The following is a 16,302-nucleotide window of genomic DNA, read 5'->3' as shown; positions in this document are numbered from 1 at the left end:
CTTAGCATTTTAAGCCAAAAAAGGAAAGAAACTGTTTTCTTCCCTTTTGTTTTCTTAATGTCTAAAATGTCTTACTCCTGTGAAGACCATAGTCAAGCCGTATTTGTCCGCCGATTCGATGGATTCTTGGCCACTCATTAACCAGTTATATCAGAAAGGTTAAAAAGTAGCTCTCATTTAATCGTTTTTCATTTCGCATATTTTTCTAGATGTGTTTGGATTTTTGGCATGATGAGATGCATTATTTTAAGATTCGTAAAAGCTATTATCATGGCTAATAAAAGATAGACAAAGACTGATAACAAAGGAACGTCAGAAGACCAATAGTGGGAAATAATCATTAGAACTATTGGCAATTCTAGGGTTACTGTGACGACTCCAGGAACATAACCCCTAAATTGCATGCACATGATATAATGGATTATGAAATGAGATGTATAAGCTATTACAAAAGATAAATAGAGTAAAGTGTTGTGAGTTATTTGGCAGAATCCAGAAATAAACATCAGGATGATAAATTCCTCCAACACACCTACTGCAAAAGCGGAGCCTTGCGTAACGGAACCAAAGAACGGTTTCTTAAAAGTTTCTAATTTTTGATGATACCGTGTTTTCCACAAGGGCATAAAAATCATTTCTTCAAAATCGTGTAAAATAAATAAAATAGGTAGCATCCAAACATTAAAAAGAATGCTCATATCTTTACCTCCTTAATAACAACTAACAATTGTACAATGTTAAGAATAAATGATAATCATATATCACGCGTAACACTTTTAGTATAAAGATAAACTGTTACAAAAACAAGAGGTTAAGAGAAATTGGCACAGTTTGACCAAAAGTGTGACAGGAAAGGAAAAATACCATGGAATATCAAACGCGACAATGGCTGGAGGAAGCCTTGTTCGATTTATTAGCAACTAAGAAATCCCTTCATAATATCAGCATTGCAGAACTCAGTGAGCATGCTCAGATTGCTAGACGAACGTTTTATCGTTATTACCATTCAAAAGAGGAAGTTCTTACGAACTATTTAGACCGCTTAATTCAAGACTATATTATCGAACTTCAAACAGCAAAACTGACTAATTTTGAAGATTTGGTGAACCTTTTCTTTCAGTATTGGAGCCAGTACACTGAGCCATTAAAAATTTTGCAGGACGCAAACTTGCTCGTGCTTATCTTGCAAAGGTCTTATGATAAGCTTTCTGCTGCTTATACCACTGTCATGGCACCTTGGCATGTCACAAACAGTAATCAAAGACAAATCACTTATGATAGTAGATTCATCGTTGGAGGTCTCTACAATATTTTTGATGAATGGTTAAAAACAGATTACCAGACAATGCCTGTTAACGAGCTAGTCACAACAACCTTAAACACCATAAAACGTATGAAAAATAGTTAAGTGAGAAACTGAGTTTTTCGAGATTAGTCATGAACAGCTCTAACAAATCATTTTAATAATTTCTAATACTAAAATGCTTATTGTTTTAGACATACAAAAAGAGAAGACAACTTACGTCTTCTCTCGTTGTTAGTGATAAATCATTCATCATAGTTGATAATGAGCTAATTTTTAAATACCCATCAATGTCTAAAATGTCTTACTCCTGTGAAGACCATGGTCAAGCCATATTTATCCGCTGCTTCGATGGATTCTTGGTCACGGACAGATCCACCTGGTTGGATGATGGCTTTAATGCCTGCTTTGGCGATTTCTTCCACGTTATCTGCAAATGGGAAGAAGGCATCTGAAGCAAGAACAGCGCCGTCAAGACGGTCTTTAGCTTGGTCAATAGCAATACGGACTGAAGCCACACGGTTGGTTTGACCTGGCCCAACGCCAAGTGTCATGTGATCATTGGTCACGATAATTCCGTTTGATTTGACGTACTTAATAGCCTTCCAAGCAAACTCAAGAGCAGTCGCCTCTGTCTCGGTTGGTTGACGTTTGGTCACCACTTGCCAGTCAGCTGGGCTTTCTTTGACAACGTCTTGATTTTGAACAAGGAGACCACCAACAACACCTGTGTATTCTGCCTCTACCTCACTAGCATCTTGAGCATCAAATGGCAAGGCAAGGATGCGCAAGTTTTTCTTTTTATTGGTCAAAATGGCTAGCGCTTCATCCGTATAGCTCGGTGCGATGATGATCTCGAGGAAAACGCCGTGCATCTTCTCAGCTGTCGCAGCATCCACCTCACGGTTAAGGACGACAATTCCACCAAAGATAGACACTGGGTCAGACTCATAAGCATAATCCCAAGCTGTTTCGATGTCATCAGCTTGACCAATTCCACATGGGTTCATGTGTTTGAGAGCCACAACGGTTGGACGGTCTTTGAAATCACGAATGATACGAATCGCCGCATCAGCGTCACGAATATTGTTGAATGACAATTCCTTACCGTTAAGCTGTTTAGCGGATGCAATGGAGTATTCCGTAGGAAGAGCTTTTTGGTAGAAGTCTGCATCTTGTTGAGGGTTTTCACCGTAACGCATGGGTTGCTTGAGGTCATAGGTCAAAGTGAGTTTTTCAGGTTTGCTTTCACCCACTTGAGCTGTGAAATACTCTGCAATCAAGGCGTCATAAGCCGCTGTGTGACGAAAAACCTTGGCTGCTAAACGTTGGCGAGTTTCATAAGTCGTTTCACCATTTGCTGCCAATTCATCAAGCACCACTGCATAGTCAGCAGGGTCTACCACAACCGTCACGCTGGCATGGTTTTTAGCTGCTGAACGAAGCATAGACGGCCCACCAATATCGATGTTCTCCACCGCATCAGCGTAGGTCACATCTGGTTTGAGAATCGTTTCCTTGAATGGGTAAAGATTTACTACAACGAGGTCAATCAATTCGATATTATTGTCCTTAGCCGCTTGAAGGTGGCTATCCAAGTCACGACGAGCGAGGAGCCCACCATGGATATTTGGATGGAGGGTCTTAACACGACCGTCCATCATTTCTGGGAAACCAGTCACATCATCGATGGCAACCGTGTCCACCCCAGCATTGTCAAGGACAACCTTGGTCCCACCTGTTGAGATAATGTCCCAACCAAGTTTTTTTAGTTCTTGGGCAAATTCAACAATGCCCGCTTTGTCTGAGACGCTGATTAAAGCGCGTTTAGTCATGTTTTTTCCTTTCATTTACTTGTCCAACAATTCTCTAATAGCCTCTGGATACAACTTGTACTCCGCTTCATGAATGCGAGCTTCAAAGTTTTCAATCGTATCACCAGCTAGACGTGGTACACGCACTTGTTTGATAACCTTTCCTGTATCCACTCCGGAATCCACCCAGTGAATGGTCACGCCGCTCTCAGCACCCCCAGCATTCCAAGCGTCCTCAATCCCATGAGCTCCTGGAAATTCGGGCAGGTAGGCTGGATGAATGTTGATAATTCGGCCCTCATAAGCTGCCAATAAGGTTGGCCCAACGATTTTCATGTAGCCAGCGAGGCAAACCAAGTCAATCTGGTGTTCTTCCAAGAGTTCGACAAGAGCAGCTTCGTAGTCCGCCTTGTTCTCAAACTCCTTGAGTTCAAAAGCATAGGACAGGACGCCGAGCTTTTCTGCACGCTCGAGCACATAGGCGTCACGATGGTCTGAAAAGACAAACTCTACCGGAAATTCTTCGGCAATCACCTGAAAATTCGAGCCATTACCAGAGGCAAAAACCGCTATTTTTTTCATTTGATGATGACACTTTCGTTTTCTTTCTTAACGATGCGACCAATTTCATAGACTGGTTCATCCAGCAATTCTTTGACACGACCTACATTTTCAGGGCTAACTGCCAACATGAGTCCAACTCCCATATTAAAGATTTCAAACATTTCTTGGTGCTTGATTTCACCGTATTTTTCAAGAGCCTTGAAAATCGGAAGCACTGGGACCTTGTCTTCTTCAATCTCCGCAGCTAGGTCAGCCGCAAACATACGAGGGACATTCTCGATAAATCCACCACCTGTGATGTGGGCAATACCGTTGACCAAGCCTTCCTTGATGAGTGGTAATACATCCTTGACATAGATACGAGTCGGCTCAAGCAGCACTTCCTTGAGTTGCTTGCCTTCTAATTCTGGCAAAACTTCCTCACCTGTGTAGTCCGCAAAAACACGACGCACGAGTGAATAACCATTTGAGTGAATCCCACTTGAAGCAAGCCCGAGAAGGACATCACCTTCAGCTACTTTTGAGCCGTCTATGATTTGAGATTTTTCAGCCACACCGACTGCAAAACCAGCCAAGTCGTAGTCATCTTCGCCATACATACCAGGCATTTCAGCCGTTTCCCCACCGATGAGAGCAGAGCCTGCCTGCACACAACCTTCTGCCACACCAGCAACGACTTGTTCTAGTTTAGCTGGTTCATTCTTCCCTGTCGCCACATAGTCAAGGAAGTAAAGAGGCTCCGCACCTGCAGCGATGATATCATTGACACACATGGCTACACAGTCCTGCCCAATCGTGTCATGCTTGTCGTACTTGATAGCCAGCATGAGCTTGGTTCCGACACCGTCAGTCCCTGAGATCAAGACAGGCTCTTTTACCCCTATCTTTGAAAGGTCAAACATGCCACCAAAGCCACCAAGAGCTCCCATGACACCTGCACGCTCCGTACGAGTCACGTGCTTTTTGATCCGTTCAACAACTTCATAACCCGCTTCAACATCCACTCCAGATTGAGCATAAGCATTCTTATTTGTCATTTTTATATTCCTTTTCTTTGAGAAGAGTGCGAAGTATTTTTAGATAAACAGTTATTTTATCTAAAAATACTAGTCAGGGCTCTAGCTTTGGTCCCATAGGGGAAAGCGTCTACTGACAAATGCTTTAGCTTTTAGTCAGTAGTGAGACGTGAGGCATAAGCATTTTTATTTGCCATTTTGTCTCCTCTTCCTTTCCTTTAATGGAGAATCTTTAGCCGTCTGTTTGTAAAAACTGGTCTTGTCACCCAAGCTTCTTTGATAGTCTTCCTCATAGTCGTAGAGAGGAGTTGGGTAGTCGCCATCAAAATAGGCGACACAAAGACCACCGTTTGGCGCATCTGTTTCGATGCCGATAGAATCAATCAAGCCATCAATCGAAAGATAGGTCAGGCTATCCGCACCAATGATTTGGCGAGTTTCTTCGACCGTATGATTGGCCGCAATCAGCTCCTGACGCGTCTGGATATCAATCCCGTAAAAACATGGATAAGCTAGCGCTGGACTGCCAATAGCAACATGAACCTCAGACGCACCTGCTTCTTTCAAAAGCTGAACGATACGACGAGAGGTCGTCCCACGAACAATGGAATCATCAATCATCACCACACGTTTGCCTTTGACAACACCCGAAACAGCAGACAGTTTCATCCGCACCCCTTGCTCCCGCAATTCTTGAGTCGGTTGGATAAAGGTGCGTTGCGTGTATTGGTTCTTGATGAGACCCATTTCATTTGGCAGACCAGATTCTTCTGCAAATCCCATAGCTGCGCTGAGCGAGGAATTTGGCACACCGACCACGATATCCGCTTCGTGCTTGAACTCACGCGCTAATTGGGCCCCCATACGTTTGCGAGCTGTATGGACGTTGACACCATGGATATTAGAGTCAGGACGAGCAAAATAGATATACTCCATAGAGCAAATCGCCAATTGGGTATCATTCGTATAGCTATCGTACTGGATGCCATTGTCATCCACAATCACAATTTCTCCTGGTTTTACATCACGAATCCACTCGGCACCGATGACCTCAAAGGCACAGGTTTCAGACGAAACCACCACCGCTCCATTGGCCATTTTCCCGATTGAAAGCGGACGAAAGCCATTAGGATCAAGCGCAGCAATCAACTTGTCTTCAAACAGCAGGATATAAGCAAATCCACCTTTGACAAGGCTGAGCGCCTCTTTGATTTTGCCCATCAAGTTCGGATTGTGACTTCGACGAATGAGGTGAGCCAAGATTTCCGAGTCCGAAGTTGAACTGAAAATAGCTCCTCTTTGTTCCAATTCTTTCTTGAGCGATTCGGCATTGGTCAAGTTTCCGTTATGAGCCAATCCAAACTGCATATCGTGAAAGCGGAAGAGGAAGGGCTGGATATTATCTACAGAAGCTTCGCCAGCAGTCGCATAACGAACATGCCCAATCGCGCTCGTTCCAGTCAGTTTATCCAAATTAGCTGGATTTCTAAACACTTCTGATAAAAGCCCCATATCACGATGACGCTTCAATTGCCCCTGATCATTGGAGAGGATTCCTGCCCCTTCCTGACCACGGTGCTGAAGACTATGGAGACCAAAATAGGTCAATTTAGCAGCATCTGGATGCCCCCAGATACCGAAAACACCACATTCTTCATTAAGAGATTTTACTTCGTATGTCATTTTTTATACCTAATTTTTATTTGTGTAGCACCAAGAGCTAAATCTACATGACTTTTACATTACTGATACTATCTATTAGAAAATCTGTAAGTCTTATTTTCCAGTAAAGTATTTAACCGCCGACGCGAACAGGTGCTGGTCTTTATTTCCTGGAATATTTTGGAAAAGACCATCTTCATAACGTTCTGAGTGTCCCATTTTACCGATGATTTGACCATTCTTGCTAGTAATTCCTTCGATGGCATTTACAGAACCATTTGGATTGTACTTAGAGTCCATGCTTGGTTTGCCGTCAAAATCAACGTATTGGCTGAAAATTTGTCCATTGTCACGGAGCTCAGCGAATTCCTCAGCCGTCACGACAAACTTCCCTTCACCGTGCGATACTGGAATGGCGTGGATATCGCCCACTTGCACTCCAGCCAACCATGGTGAGTTGGTATTGGCAATCCGAGTTTCCACCATCTTGGCCACGTGCTGGTTGGCATCATTGTAGAAGAGGGTTGGACTAGTGCTGCTTGCATCCTCGAAGTTACCGTATGGAAGAAGACCTGATTTGACAAGAGCTTGGAATCCATTACAGATACCAATAATCAAGCCACCACGAGCGATAAAGCTATCAATCGCTACACGCACTTTTTCATTGAGCAGGATATTGACAATAAACTTAGCTGATCCATCCGGCTCATCCGCAGCTGAGAAACCACCTGCAAAGAAGAGAATGTTTGCCTTGCCGATATTGTCAACCATGGTTTCAACCGACTTGACAATAGCCTCTTCATTCAAGGTCACAAATGGCACCAAGTTGACCTCTGCACCTTCTTTTTCGAAGGCCTTTGCTGAATCATATTCTGAGTTGGTTCCTGGGAAGACTGGGATGTAAACCACAGGTTTTTCAATGGTTTCTTTAGCTTTGATAACTTCGTTAGAATCGACAGCTGGAACTTCTTCCAGTTCTTTAGCTTGGGCAAATTCTGTTGGGTAAACTTCTTCCAGTTTTCCTTGGAAGGCACTGTCAAGTTTCTGTCCATCTAGCTTCACACCGTTGACAATCAGTGTAAAGTCTGCTTTTGTTTGTCCAATTTTCTCTACTCCAGTAATCTCTTCAAGAGATGTGAAGACAAATCCGCCTAATTGAGCTGTCAAAGAACTTTCAAATTCAGGCAAGGTCACCTCTGCACCGATATGGTTCCCAAAGGTAGCAAGAGCCAAACTTTCAAGGATACCACCATATTTAACAGCTGATGCAGATGTCACTTTGTGATCCTTTTGAAGGGCTTCAAACTGAGCAAAATTAGACTTAATCAAGTCAAAATCAATCTCTGCTGAGAGGGCTTGACCTGGGATGTAGTAGATGTTTTCACCAGCAGTCTTGAATTCAGGCGAAAGCACCTTACGGCTATCTGCTGTCGTTACCCCAAAGGCAACCAAGGTTGGCGGTACTGTCAATTCTTCAAAGGTACCGGACATAGAGTCCTTACCACCGATAGATGGCAAACCAAGTTGAATTTGTGCTTCGATAGAACCTAGAAGAGCCGCTACTGGCTGACCGAAACGCTCGGCTTGCTTGTCCATACGCTCGAAGTACTCTTGGTAAGAGAAGCGAGCCTTGGACCAGTTTGCACCAGTCGCAACCAAACGAGCGGTTGCTTCGATCACTGCATAGGCAGCACCGTGGTATGGAGACCATTCTGCTACATAAGGATTGAATCCTTGAGCCATAACAGACGCAGTATGAGTCACACCATGTTGAACTGGCAATTTTTGTACAGATGCCTCAGTCGGTGTGAGTTGGTAACGACCACCAAGCGGGTGATTGACTGTAGAACGACCGACCGAACAGTCAAAGATAGTTTGCAATCCTTTTTGACTCGCATGGTTGAGATCAGATAGAACCGCAAGGGTATCAGCTTCAAGTGTGTCAGCAGATGTTTGACGTTCTTCTGGAAGTTCGACATCCTTGTCCACCACCTTTGCATCAACGACTACACGCACACCGTTTGTATCAAGGAAACGACGTTCCAAGTCGACGATGGTTTCCCCATTCCAGTGCATGACAAGATTTGGTTTTTCAGTCACTGTTGCCACAACAACAGCGTCAATATTTTCTTTATTACATTCTGCAACGAAGGCATCTACATCCTCAGGACGCACCACAACTGCCATCCGTTCTTGTGATTCAGAGATCGCAATTTCTGTTCCATTCAAGCCTTGGTATTTAAGAGGAACCTTGTTGAGGTCGATTTCAAGACCATCTGCCAATTCACCGATAGCCACACAGACACCACCCGCACCAAAGTCGTTAGATTTCTTGATGAGACGAGTGACATCGCCATTGCGGAAGAGGCGCTGAATCTTGCGTTCTTCGATGGCATTTCCTTTTTGAACCTCGGCACCAGCAGTCTCCACAGACTCAACCGTTTGAACCTTAGAAGACCCTGTCGCACCACCGACACCATCACGTCCTGTCTTACCACCAAGAAGGATAATCACATCTCCCGCTTCCGGTTTTTCACGGACAACATTCTCTTTTGGAGCAGCCCCAACAACAGCACCCAGCTCCATGCGTTTGGCTACAAATCCTGGGTGGAAGTACTCACGAACGTAGGTCGTTGCAAGACCAATCTGATTCCCGTATGAAGAATAACCATGGGCCGCTGTTTTAGAAATCACTTGTTGTGGCAATTTACCAGCACGAGTTTCCGAAATCGGTGCTGTAATATCACCAGCACCTGAGATACGCATGGCTTGGTAGACATATGAGCGACCTGACAATGGGTCACGAATAGCACCACCGATACAAGTAGCCGCTCCACCAAATGGTTCAATTTCCGTTGGGTGGTTGTGGGTTTCATTCTTGAACATGAGGAGCCATGGCTCTTTCACTCCATTCACATCCACTTCGATTTCTACTGAGCAAGCATTGATTTCGTCTGACACTTCCATATCATCCAAACGTCCATTAGCACGCTCATAACGACCAAAAATAGTCGCCATATCCATCAAGGTTTGCGGTTTTTCAGAACGACCTAATTCCTCGCGCATAGCGATATATTTGTCATAGGTTGCCTGTAATTGTTTTTGAAATTTAGAAGCTGAGAAATCAATGTTCTTCAACTCAGTCTCAAAAGTCGTGTGACGACAATGGTCAGACCAGTAAGTATCCAAAACCTTGAGTTCAGTCTCAGTTGGCACGCGCCCGATTGACTTGAAATAGTCTTGGATAAAGAGCAAATCATCCACTTCCATAGCCATCCCTTGCTCGGCCTTGTAGCGGGCAAAGTCTTCTGCTGTATAGCTTTCAAAGAAAGTCAATTTTGGAATGGTCTTGTCTGACTCTGAAAATTCCTGTTTGGCAATCCCTGTTTTGATGTCCTTGAAACGTGAATCCACTGGATTGAGCAGGTAGTTCTTGACCGCGTCCAATTCAGTCGCATCAATATCTTTATTAACCAAGTAAAGTTGAGCTGTATTGACCGTTACGTCACTAGAACTTCCCAGCAAAAGCAAGGCTTCCTGTGAAGATGCCGCACGCTGGTCAAACTGCCCCGGCAAGCTTTCGATGGCAAAGAAAGCATAATTGGAAAGATCAGCCTGCACAACCGCTTCATCCAAGACATGGTCTGTCACCTGCTCAGAGAAGATATGTTTTTCTGCAGGTGCAAACAAGTCCTCTGACAAGTCAAAAACATCATAAACTTGCACAATGCGAATACTTTTCAAAGTTGACAGTCCCAAGTTGTGCTGGAGTTCTCTTACCAAACTCTCTGACTTGACCTGAAAATCAGCCTTTTTTTCAACAAAAATACGTTTATCCATCAATTCTTATTCCTTTATTTCAGCTCTTGCAATTTTTCCCAAACAACTTCGTAAACGTCTGTTAGTTCACCTAGACCTCTACGGAAAACATCCTTGTCCATGTGGTTACCATCCGCATCCCATAAACGGCAGTTATCTGGCGAAAATTCGTCTGCCAAGATAATCTTGCCATCCTTGTCAAAACCAAACTCTAGCTTAAAGTCAATCAATTTGAGGCCAATCTCAGCAAACCAAGCCTTCAAGAGCTCATTGATACGACGGGTTTCTTCCTTCAAGTAAACAATCTGCTGGTCATCCGCAATTTTAAGGAATTTCACATGCTCGTCATTGATAAAGGGATCATCCAAATCATCATTTTTATAGTAAAATTCGACAATTGGAGTCTCAAATGCGATACCTTCTTCTACGCCAAAACGTTTTGAAAAGGAACCAGCCGTGTAGTTGCGGAGCACAACTTCCAAAGGAATAATCTCCACCTTTTTATTGAGTTGTTCCGTGTCCGAAATTTTCTCCACAAAGTGAGTCGCCACACCAGCCGCATTTAATTTCTCAAAAATAAAAGATGAAATCTGATTATTCAAGACTCCCTTGCCCGCAATCTGCTCCTTCTTGATACCGTTGAAGGCAGTCGCCTGGTCCTTGTAAGTTGAAATAATGAGATTTTCATCCTCTGTTGTATAGATGTCTTTAGCTTTTCCCGAATAGATTAGTTGTTTTGACATTTTAAAGTTCGCCTTTCGTTTTACTTGAGCACATTCTACCACAAAAGTATGAAAAATTCAAGATTTTTACGAATAAATAACGTTTTCCTATTTTAAGCATAAAGAAAAACTGCAAGATAAGCTTCTCTTACAGTTTTAAAATCATTTAACTCTAAAAACACGAACATTACTCTTGGTTCAAAAATTGATCCAAATAATAACGTAGATAACTTTTCCTGCCTGTAATCATCTGCAGGCGACCTTCCACCCCATAGCGAAGTTGTTCTGCCTGCTCAGGAGTCAGACTGGTCTCCGCCTCTATTTTAAAGAAATTTCCCTTTTCAGTCTTGGTAGCTGTCGCATCAATATTCGTAATGGCAGAAACAAGAACGAGCTCTTTGTTGGCATCTTTGCTTGTAGTGAAACGAACAGAATCACCGACCTTGAGCCTTGCAACATCTTTTGAACTGAGATAAGCTGTGAGTTTAGTTTTACCTTCTCGTTCCAAGGCTGGGTAGAGTTGAGCGAGCAAGGTGCCTTCTGCAACCATGGTAGAATCACTGGTTTCAGGATTAAGGTGAAGCACACCGTCCTCGCTTGCTATAATTTTCCCCTTGTCCAGCAGACCTCCTTGGACTTTCTTACCCGACTCTGCCTCCAAAATTTTCTGATCCAAAAGGGTTAATTCTTGACCGACTTTGACTAGGTGCTGAGACTTGAGGGATTCAAGCTGACTATCCAGTCCACTTGCGTAGGCTTGTTGAGCTCCAGAACCCGCATACTGCACACGATAAGTAGCTAAACCAGACTCTAGCTGGGCGATTTGTACATCCACCTGAGCAATAACTTGCGATTTAGCTCGTGGATCTTCTGCACCTTGATTTTTATAGGTCTGATAAAATGAGTAGGCTACATTTTGACTATCCAGTTGATCTCCTGTTTCAATCGCCGACTTAGCTGTCTGGTAATCGCGAATTTTAGCCTCTGTTTGACTAATGAGGTTGCCGATTTCGGCTTGGGTTTGACTAGCTGCCGCATTCTGCGAGGAGATGTTGGCATTTTGCTGCGAAACATTGCTCCTAAGACTACTAGCTTGGCTGAGATAGTCTCGAAACATCTCCTGATATCCAAACTTATCCTCCTCTGGAAAGTGGTTCCCCCCTTCTTGCAGGCTCTTCTGCAAATACTCCAACTGCTTTTTTTGATCCTTGAGAATGTCCAACTGACTAGCATAGGCCTCCGCTTGGACAGCTTCCGCCCCTTGCTGGTACTGAACGAGTAGATCACCCTGCTTGACAAGTTTGTTCTCTTCTAGATAATTGGCCACAATACGTTGATTGCTAGTCGACTGGATGTTGGAAATGATTCGACTAGGTTCGATAGTAGCTCTAGTAGACAAACTAATCTCCTTCTCTGCAAAGACTGCAAATCCAAACAGAAACACGAGCAAAAGCGACATGGGTACAATCACGCGACTGGAAAAATTATGGTAACGACGATGGTAAAACTCTGCGCTTTCTAAAAATTCTGGTTTCATCTTCTCCTCTTTCTAGCTATTGACCAAATGGGCGTAAAATTCACCTCGGGCAAGCAAGTCTGCATGGTTGCCTTCTTCGACAATCTTGCCCTGATCCAAGACAACAACCTTCTCTGTCCGCTCAGCAATGGTCAAGCGGTGAGCAATGAAAATCAAGGTCTTGTCTAAAGCCATGAGATTATCCACGATCCGCTTCTCTGTCAAGATATCCAGACTGCTGGTCGCCTCGTCCAATATCAGAACAGGCGCATCCGTTAAAAGAGCACGCGCCAAAGCAATTCTCTGCCGTTGCCCCCCAGAAATACCTGCCCCATCCGAAGTCAATTCTGTCTGATAATTCAGCGGCATCCGCTCGATATCTTCTCGAATCTCAGCCAATTCAACCGCTCGTAAGATATCTTCCTGAGTCGTCCCTTCCTTGGCTCCAAGGAGCAGATTCTCCAAAATCGTCCCATTAAAGACATAGGGCTGTTGAGGTAGGTAGTTGATATACTGACGCAAGGATTTTTTATCAATCTGATTGAGATTGACACCACCCAGGCTAATCTCTCCCTGACTAGGGTCATAGAAATTAACCATCATCTTGGCTAAGGTCGTCTTACCTGACCCTGAAATCCCCACAAAAGCTACCTTAGACCCTTGCGGAATGGTCAAATTGATATCCGACAAGACATCACGACCATAGCCATACTTATAGTGAACCTGCTTGAAGGTCATCTCTCCCTTCATCATGCTCAAATCTTCTACCGTTTTCTTCTCCTCAAACTCCGAAGCTACTAGATAAACCTCATTTAAGCGATTATTGGCAACCTGCGCTGTCTGAAGTTTGGTTTGTAGGTTAATGATATTTTCCAAAGGATTGGTAAAGTAAACAAGCAGGGTGTTATAGGTAATCAGCTGGCCCAAACTCATTTTCCCATCCATGACCAGAATAGCTCCCAGCCAGAGAACGGCAACATTGAGCAGGAGCTGAGCAACTTTTTTCAGAGCCTTTTGCTGACTTTCTGCCCGACTATAGGTAAAGGATTTTTTCAGATAAGCTACAAATTCCTTATCAATCTTTTGATAGCGTGAGCTTTCACTGGTCAAGGACTTAATCGTCTCAATACCATTGATGTCCTCAATGATAGAGGAAGACAGAACCGCATTGGCTTCCATGGTATCCCGATTCATCTTTTCAAAAGGCTTCATAAAGGCAAAGATGATCACGGTATAGATGGGAAGTGCCAATAAAGTCATGAAAAAGAGATTGGTATTTTGTGAAAATAAAACAAGTGAGATAATCAAAATCGTCGACACATCCAAAAAGATAGACAGAATGGTCGACGCTAGCGCGTCAATGATACTGTTAGCATCCGTGAAACGAGACACGATTTCTCCTGTCCTGCGTGTCGCGAAAAAGGACATCGGCAGGTGAAAAACATGCTTGATATAGGACAAAATCACGTCAATCGACAAGCGTTGCCCAAGGATTAGTAGGAGATATTCCTGCGCGTAGGACAAAATCTGCTGGAGGATATAGACGATGACCAGCCCAATAGAGATGATGCCCAGCGTTGAGCGCATCTGGTCTGGCACGTAACTATCAATGATGGACTGAAGATAGTAGGAGCCCACAATGTTGATCAGGGTTACCAAGAGTGTCGCTAGGATGATATTGGTAATTAAGCCACGCTGTTTGAATAAAATCGGCAAGAAGGATAGGAGCCCCTGTTTTTTCTCCTTATGAGGTTTATAGCCTGGAGATGGCGCCATAAAAATACTAATCCCTGTCCACTCTTGCGCAAATCGCTCACGGGAAATCTTGGTCAGCTTAACACTAGGATCTGGATCAGCGATATGAATGTGCTTTTTATCCTGACCTATCACCACATAGTAGTGGAGCAACTTCCCTTCCTTGAGCACATGGGCCACAAAAGGAAAGGTCAAATCGGACAAATCAAAGAGTGTCATATCCGCCTTTATAGCCCGCGTCTCAAACCCAATCTCCTCTGCCACCTTTACAAGCCCTAAAGCCGTCGTCCCATCCATGGTCGTCTTGGCTAACTCTCGTAGATGAGCCAAGGAGTAATAACTACCGTAGTAACCAAAGACCATAGCCAAAGAAGCCACGCCACAATCCATCTGATCCACTTGGGGACGATAGTGCCTTTTCCTAAATTTCATATCTTCTCCTTTTTCTAACAATCTCTTTAAAAATTTGTAAGATTATTTTAACCAAATAAGGATAAAAACAGGAGAATATTCCCAAATAAACCATTTTCGCGCCTAAAACGCACTTTAAAAAGCATAAACTATCATTTAAATGTAAAAAAGCAGAACAAAAGTTCTGCCTGTTTAAAGTAACCGTTAAAAAAATGAACATCCAGAAATAAACTATTCTGAAATGATATTCTCTTTACTTCTATAAAGTGAGATAAATGTCATCAAAAATAATGAAATCGTAGGTATATCAAAACATTCAAACCACGTAGGTAGATTTATTTTGTTTACATCAGCCACAATTCTAATCATTAGATAAGCTATAGAGCTAAACAATACAATAAACTCTGACCAAGCTTTTTGTAGTAATTGAACAACTTTCATCTCAAACTCCGATCTGATGGTTCATCAATTTCCAATCGTACTTTCTTTTGTTTTGTACTTGTATCCTACATAAAACAGACCAAGCAGAATAGGATAGGTTTCTGGATAAAACAGAGTATTGATCGGATTTTTCATAATCAAATACGTTGCGATATAAAGAATAATCGATACGACAAAATACCCCTCAGCAAATCCTAATAAGATTTTTTTCATAGCAGACTCCTATTTACCTGAAAAGAGTGCTCGAGTTGTTAAAATAGCTCCACCTGTATATACAAAACCTTTTACAAAACCAACTGCCACAGGGATAAGAAGGGGAAAGGCTCCCCCTTGAATTTCCTGCAAGTCCGTATCAGTCATTGTTTCAAATTTTAAAATAGATTTTTCCATATCATCTCCTCCTTCTATTACCATCTACCCGTCACATAATTATAACCTGCAATTCCTGCTGCAGTAATTCCACCAGCAATTTTAGCTGCTGTCACAGGATTAGCAATCACCCAAGCTACAATCGGCCATGCTCCCCCATTCACATCCGTCAACTCTTCTTCTGTAAGAGCTACAAAGTTCTGTTCCATGTTGTCAAAATTTGTCATCTTTTTTCTCCTTATTTTTTCTATATAATATTTAATCTTTAACCTCTAAGCCACTTAAATAGCCAGATTGGGTAAATTACTGAAATCATTTCCTTCTCTCCTTCCTTTTCTTCTCACTTTTTTATTCGAGAAGTAATTTAAAATGAACAGGTAAATTTCATTTATTTTAAATACCATTTGATCAACCATGGCAATAAGATTGGTAAATACATCACATAGTCTCCTTCCCTTTTTCCTTACCTATCTATTCGAAAAACAATTCAAAAACGAACAATTCATTCATTTTTATTTTAAAAACCACTTAATGAACCACGGATAAAGACCAATCACATACATAAATGTTCCTCCTTTTATCTTTCTCATCTCTTTATTCGCAATTTCTACTAAAAATTTTTCTTTTTTCTACAAATAAAAAAGCAACATGCAAATCATGTTGCTTTTTGCTATTCTTTACTTTTGACAACTGCTACAACATCTCCTACACTTTGCAGTTGGTCAATTTCCTCATCACTGATTTCAATTCCGAATTCATCTTCTAGTGTCAAGACGAACTCCATCAAGTCCACTGAGTCCGCATCTAGGTCATCTTTCAAACTCAAGGCTTCTGTTACGACAAAGTCCTCTCCCTGTCGCTCTTGGATAATGGTTACAATACGGTCAAAAATTTCTTTTTCTGTCATCTT

General features: G+C 42.7%; 15 protein-coding genes and 1 pseudogene. 1 reads left to right on the top strand and 15 read right to left on the bottom strand.

The features are described 5' to 3' along the window. Nucleotides 1–54 precede the first annotated feature (54 nt). Together AC4ME5_RS08350 and AC4ME5_RS08345 are read right to left on the bottom strand one after the other, a co-directional pair. Nucleotides 55–129: pseudogene (locus AC4ME5_RS08350) on the bottom strand (IMP cyclohydrolase); the annotation flags it as partial. A gap of 59 nt (nt 130–188) precedes the next feature. Continuing rightward, complete coding sequence (locus AC4ME5_RS08345) at nt 189–698, bottom strand: HXXEE domain-containing protein (protein ID WP_007522577.1); 510 nt, start codon at nt 696–698, stop codon at nt 189–191. A gap of 167 nt (nt 699–865) precedes the next feature. Between AC4ME5_RS08345 and AC4ME5_RS08340 the strand changes: the two genes are divergently transcribed. Further along, entirely contained in the window at nt 866–1,408 is a 543-nt protein-coding gene (locus AC4ME5_RS08340; protein ID WP_000456532.1) for a TetR/AcrR family transcriptional regulator, read from the top strand. 182 nt (nt 1,409–1,590) lie between these two features. Here the strand turns inward: AC4ME5_RS08340 and purH are convergent, their stop codons facing one another. The 13 genes from purH to AC4ME5_RS08275 all read right to left on the bottom strand — a co-directional run bounded on the left by purH (nt 1,591) and on the right by AC4ME5_RS08275 (nt 16,299). Beyond that, nucleotides 1,591–3,138, bottom strand: a complete 1,548-nt coding sequence (purH, locus tag AC4ME5_RS08335) for a bifunctional phosphoribosylaminoimidazolecarboxamide formyltransferase/IMP cyclohydrolase (RefSeq protein WP_000166543.1) — start codon at nt 3,136–3,138, stop codon at nt 1,591–1,593. 15 nt (nt 3,139–3,153) lie between these two features. Next, nucleotides 3,154–3,699 (bottom strand): phosphoribosylglycinamide formyltransferase, encoded by a 546-nt coding sequence (gene purN, locus AC4ME5_RS08330; protein ID WP_007522571.1) that lies wholly within the window; start codon nt 3,697–3,699, stop codon nt 3,154–3,156. After that, a complete protein-coding gene (gene purM / locus AC4ME5_RS08325) occupies nt 3,696–4,718 on the bottom strand; it encodes a phosphoribosylformylglycinamidine cyclo-ligase (RefSeq protein ID WP_491800491.1) in 1,023 nt (340 codons plus the stop codon). Before purM ends, purN begins: the two co-directional genes overlap by 4 nt. Before the next feature lie 165 nt (nt 4,719–4,883). Beyond that, on the bottom strand, nt 4,884–6,380 hold the full coding sequence (gene purF / locus AC4ME5_RS08320; protein WP_007522567.1) for an amidophosphoribosyltransferase: 1,497 nt from the start codon (nt 6,378–6,380) through the stop codon (nt 4,884–4,886). Nucleotides 6,381–6,473: 93 nt separating this feature from the next. After that, nucleotides 6,474–10,199, bottom strand: coding sequence for a phosphoribosylformylglycinamidine synthase (locus AC4ME5_RS08315; protein WP_061588476.1), 3,726 nt, complete (start codon nt 10,197–10,199; stop codon nt 6,474–6,476). 14 nt (nt 10,200–10,213) lie between these two features. Next, nucleotides 10,214–10,921, bottom strand: coding sequence for a phosphoribosylaminoimidazolesuccinocarboxamide synthase (gene purC / locus AC4ME5_RS08310; RefSeq protein ID WP_033583550.1), 708 nt, complete (start codon nt 10,919–10,921; stop codon nt 10,214–10,216). A 166-nt stretch (nt 10,922–11,087) separates the two neighbouring features. After that, entirely contained in the window at nt 11,088–12,437 is a 1,350-nt protein-coding gene (comB, locus tag AC4ME5_RS08305; RefSeq protein ID WP_491800490.1) for a competence pheromone export protein ComB, read from the bottom strand. 12 nt (nt 12,438–12,449) lie between these two features. After that, nucleotides 12,450–14,603, bottom strand: a complete 2,154-nt coding sequence (comA, locus tag AC4ME5_RS08300) for a peptide cleavage/export ABC transporter ComA (RefSeq protein ID WP_491800489.1) — start codon at nt 14,601–14,603, stop codon at nt 12,450–12,452. Nucleotides 14,604–14,813: 210 nt separating this feature from the next. Next, entirely contained in the window at nt 14,814–15,023 is a 210-nt protein-coding gene (locus tag AC4ME5_RS08295) for a hypothetical protein (RefSeq protein WP_000869801.1), read from the bottom strand. A gap of 24 nt (nt 15,024–15,047) precedes the next feature. Further along, a complete protein-coding gene (locus tag AC4ME5_RS08290) occupies nt 15,048–15,236 on the bottom strand; it encodes a hypothetical protein (RefSeq protein ID WP_000722238.1) in 189 nt (62 codons plus the stop codon). A 9-nt stretch (nt 15,237–15,245) separates the two neighbouring features. Then, nucleotides 15,246–15,413: a bacteriocin gene (locus AC4ME5_RS08285; protein ID WP_000415691.1), complete on the bottom strand. Its 168-nt coding sequence runs from the start codon at nt 15,411–15,413 to the stop codon at nt 15,246–15,248. 17 nt (nt 15,414–15,430) lie between these two features. Further along, entirely contained in the window at nt 15,431–15,619 is a 189-nt protein-coding gene (locus tag AC4ME5_RS08280) for a class IIb bacteriocin, lactobin A/cerein 7B family (protein ID WP_049501355.1), read from the bottom strand. A gap of 443 nt (nt 15,620–16,062) precedes the next feature. Continuing rightward, nucleotides 16,063–16,299 (bottom strand): acyl carrier protein, encoded by a 237-nt coding sequence (locus AC4ME5_RS08275; protein WP_000136441.1) that lies wholly within the window; start codon nt 16,297–16,299, stop codon nt 16,063–16,065. Between the last annotated feature and the right edge of the window lie 3 nt (nt 16,300–16,302).

It is taken from the genome of Streptococcus sp. A69 (assembly GCF_058556195.1).
The sequence above is the reverse complement of the archived record's forward strand: the minus strand, read 5'-3'. Positions and strand labels throughout refer to the sequence as shown.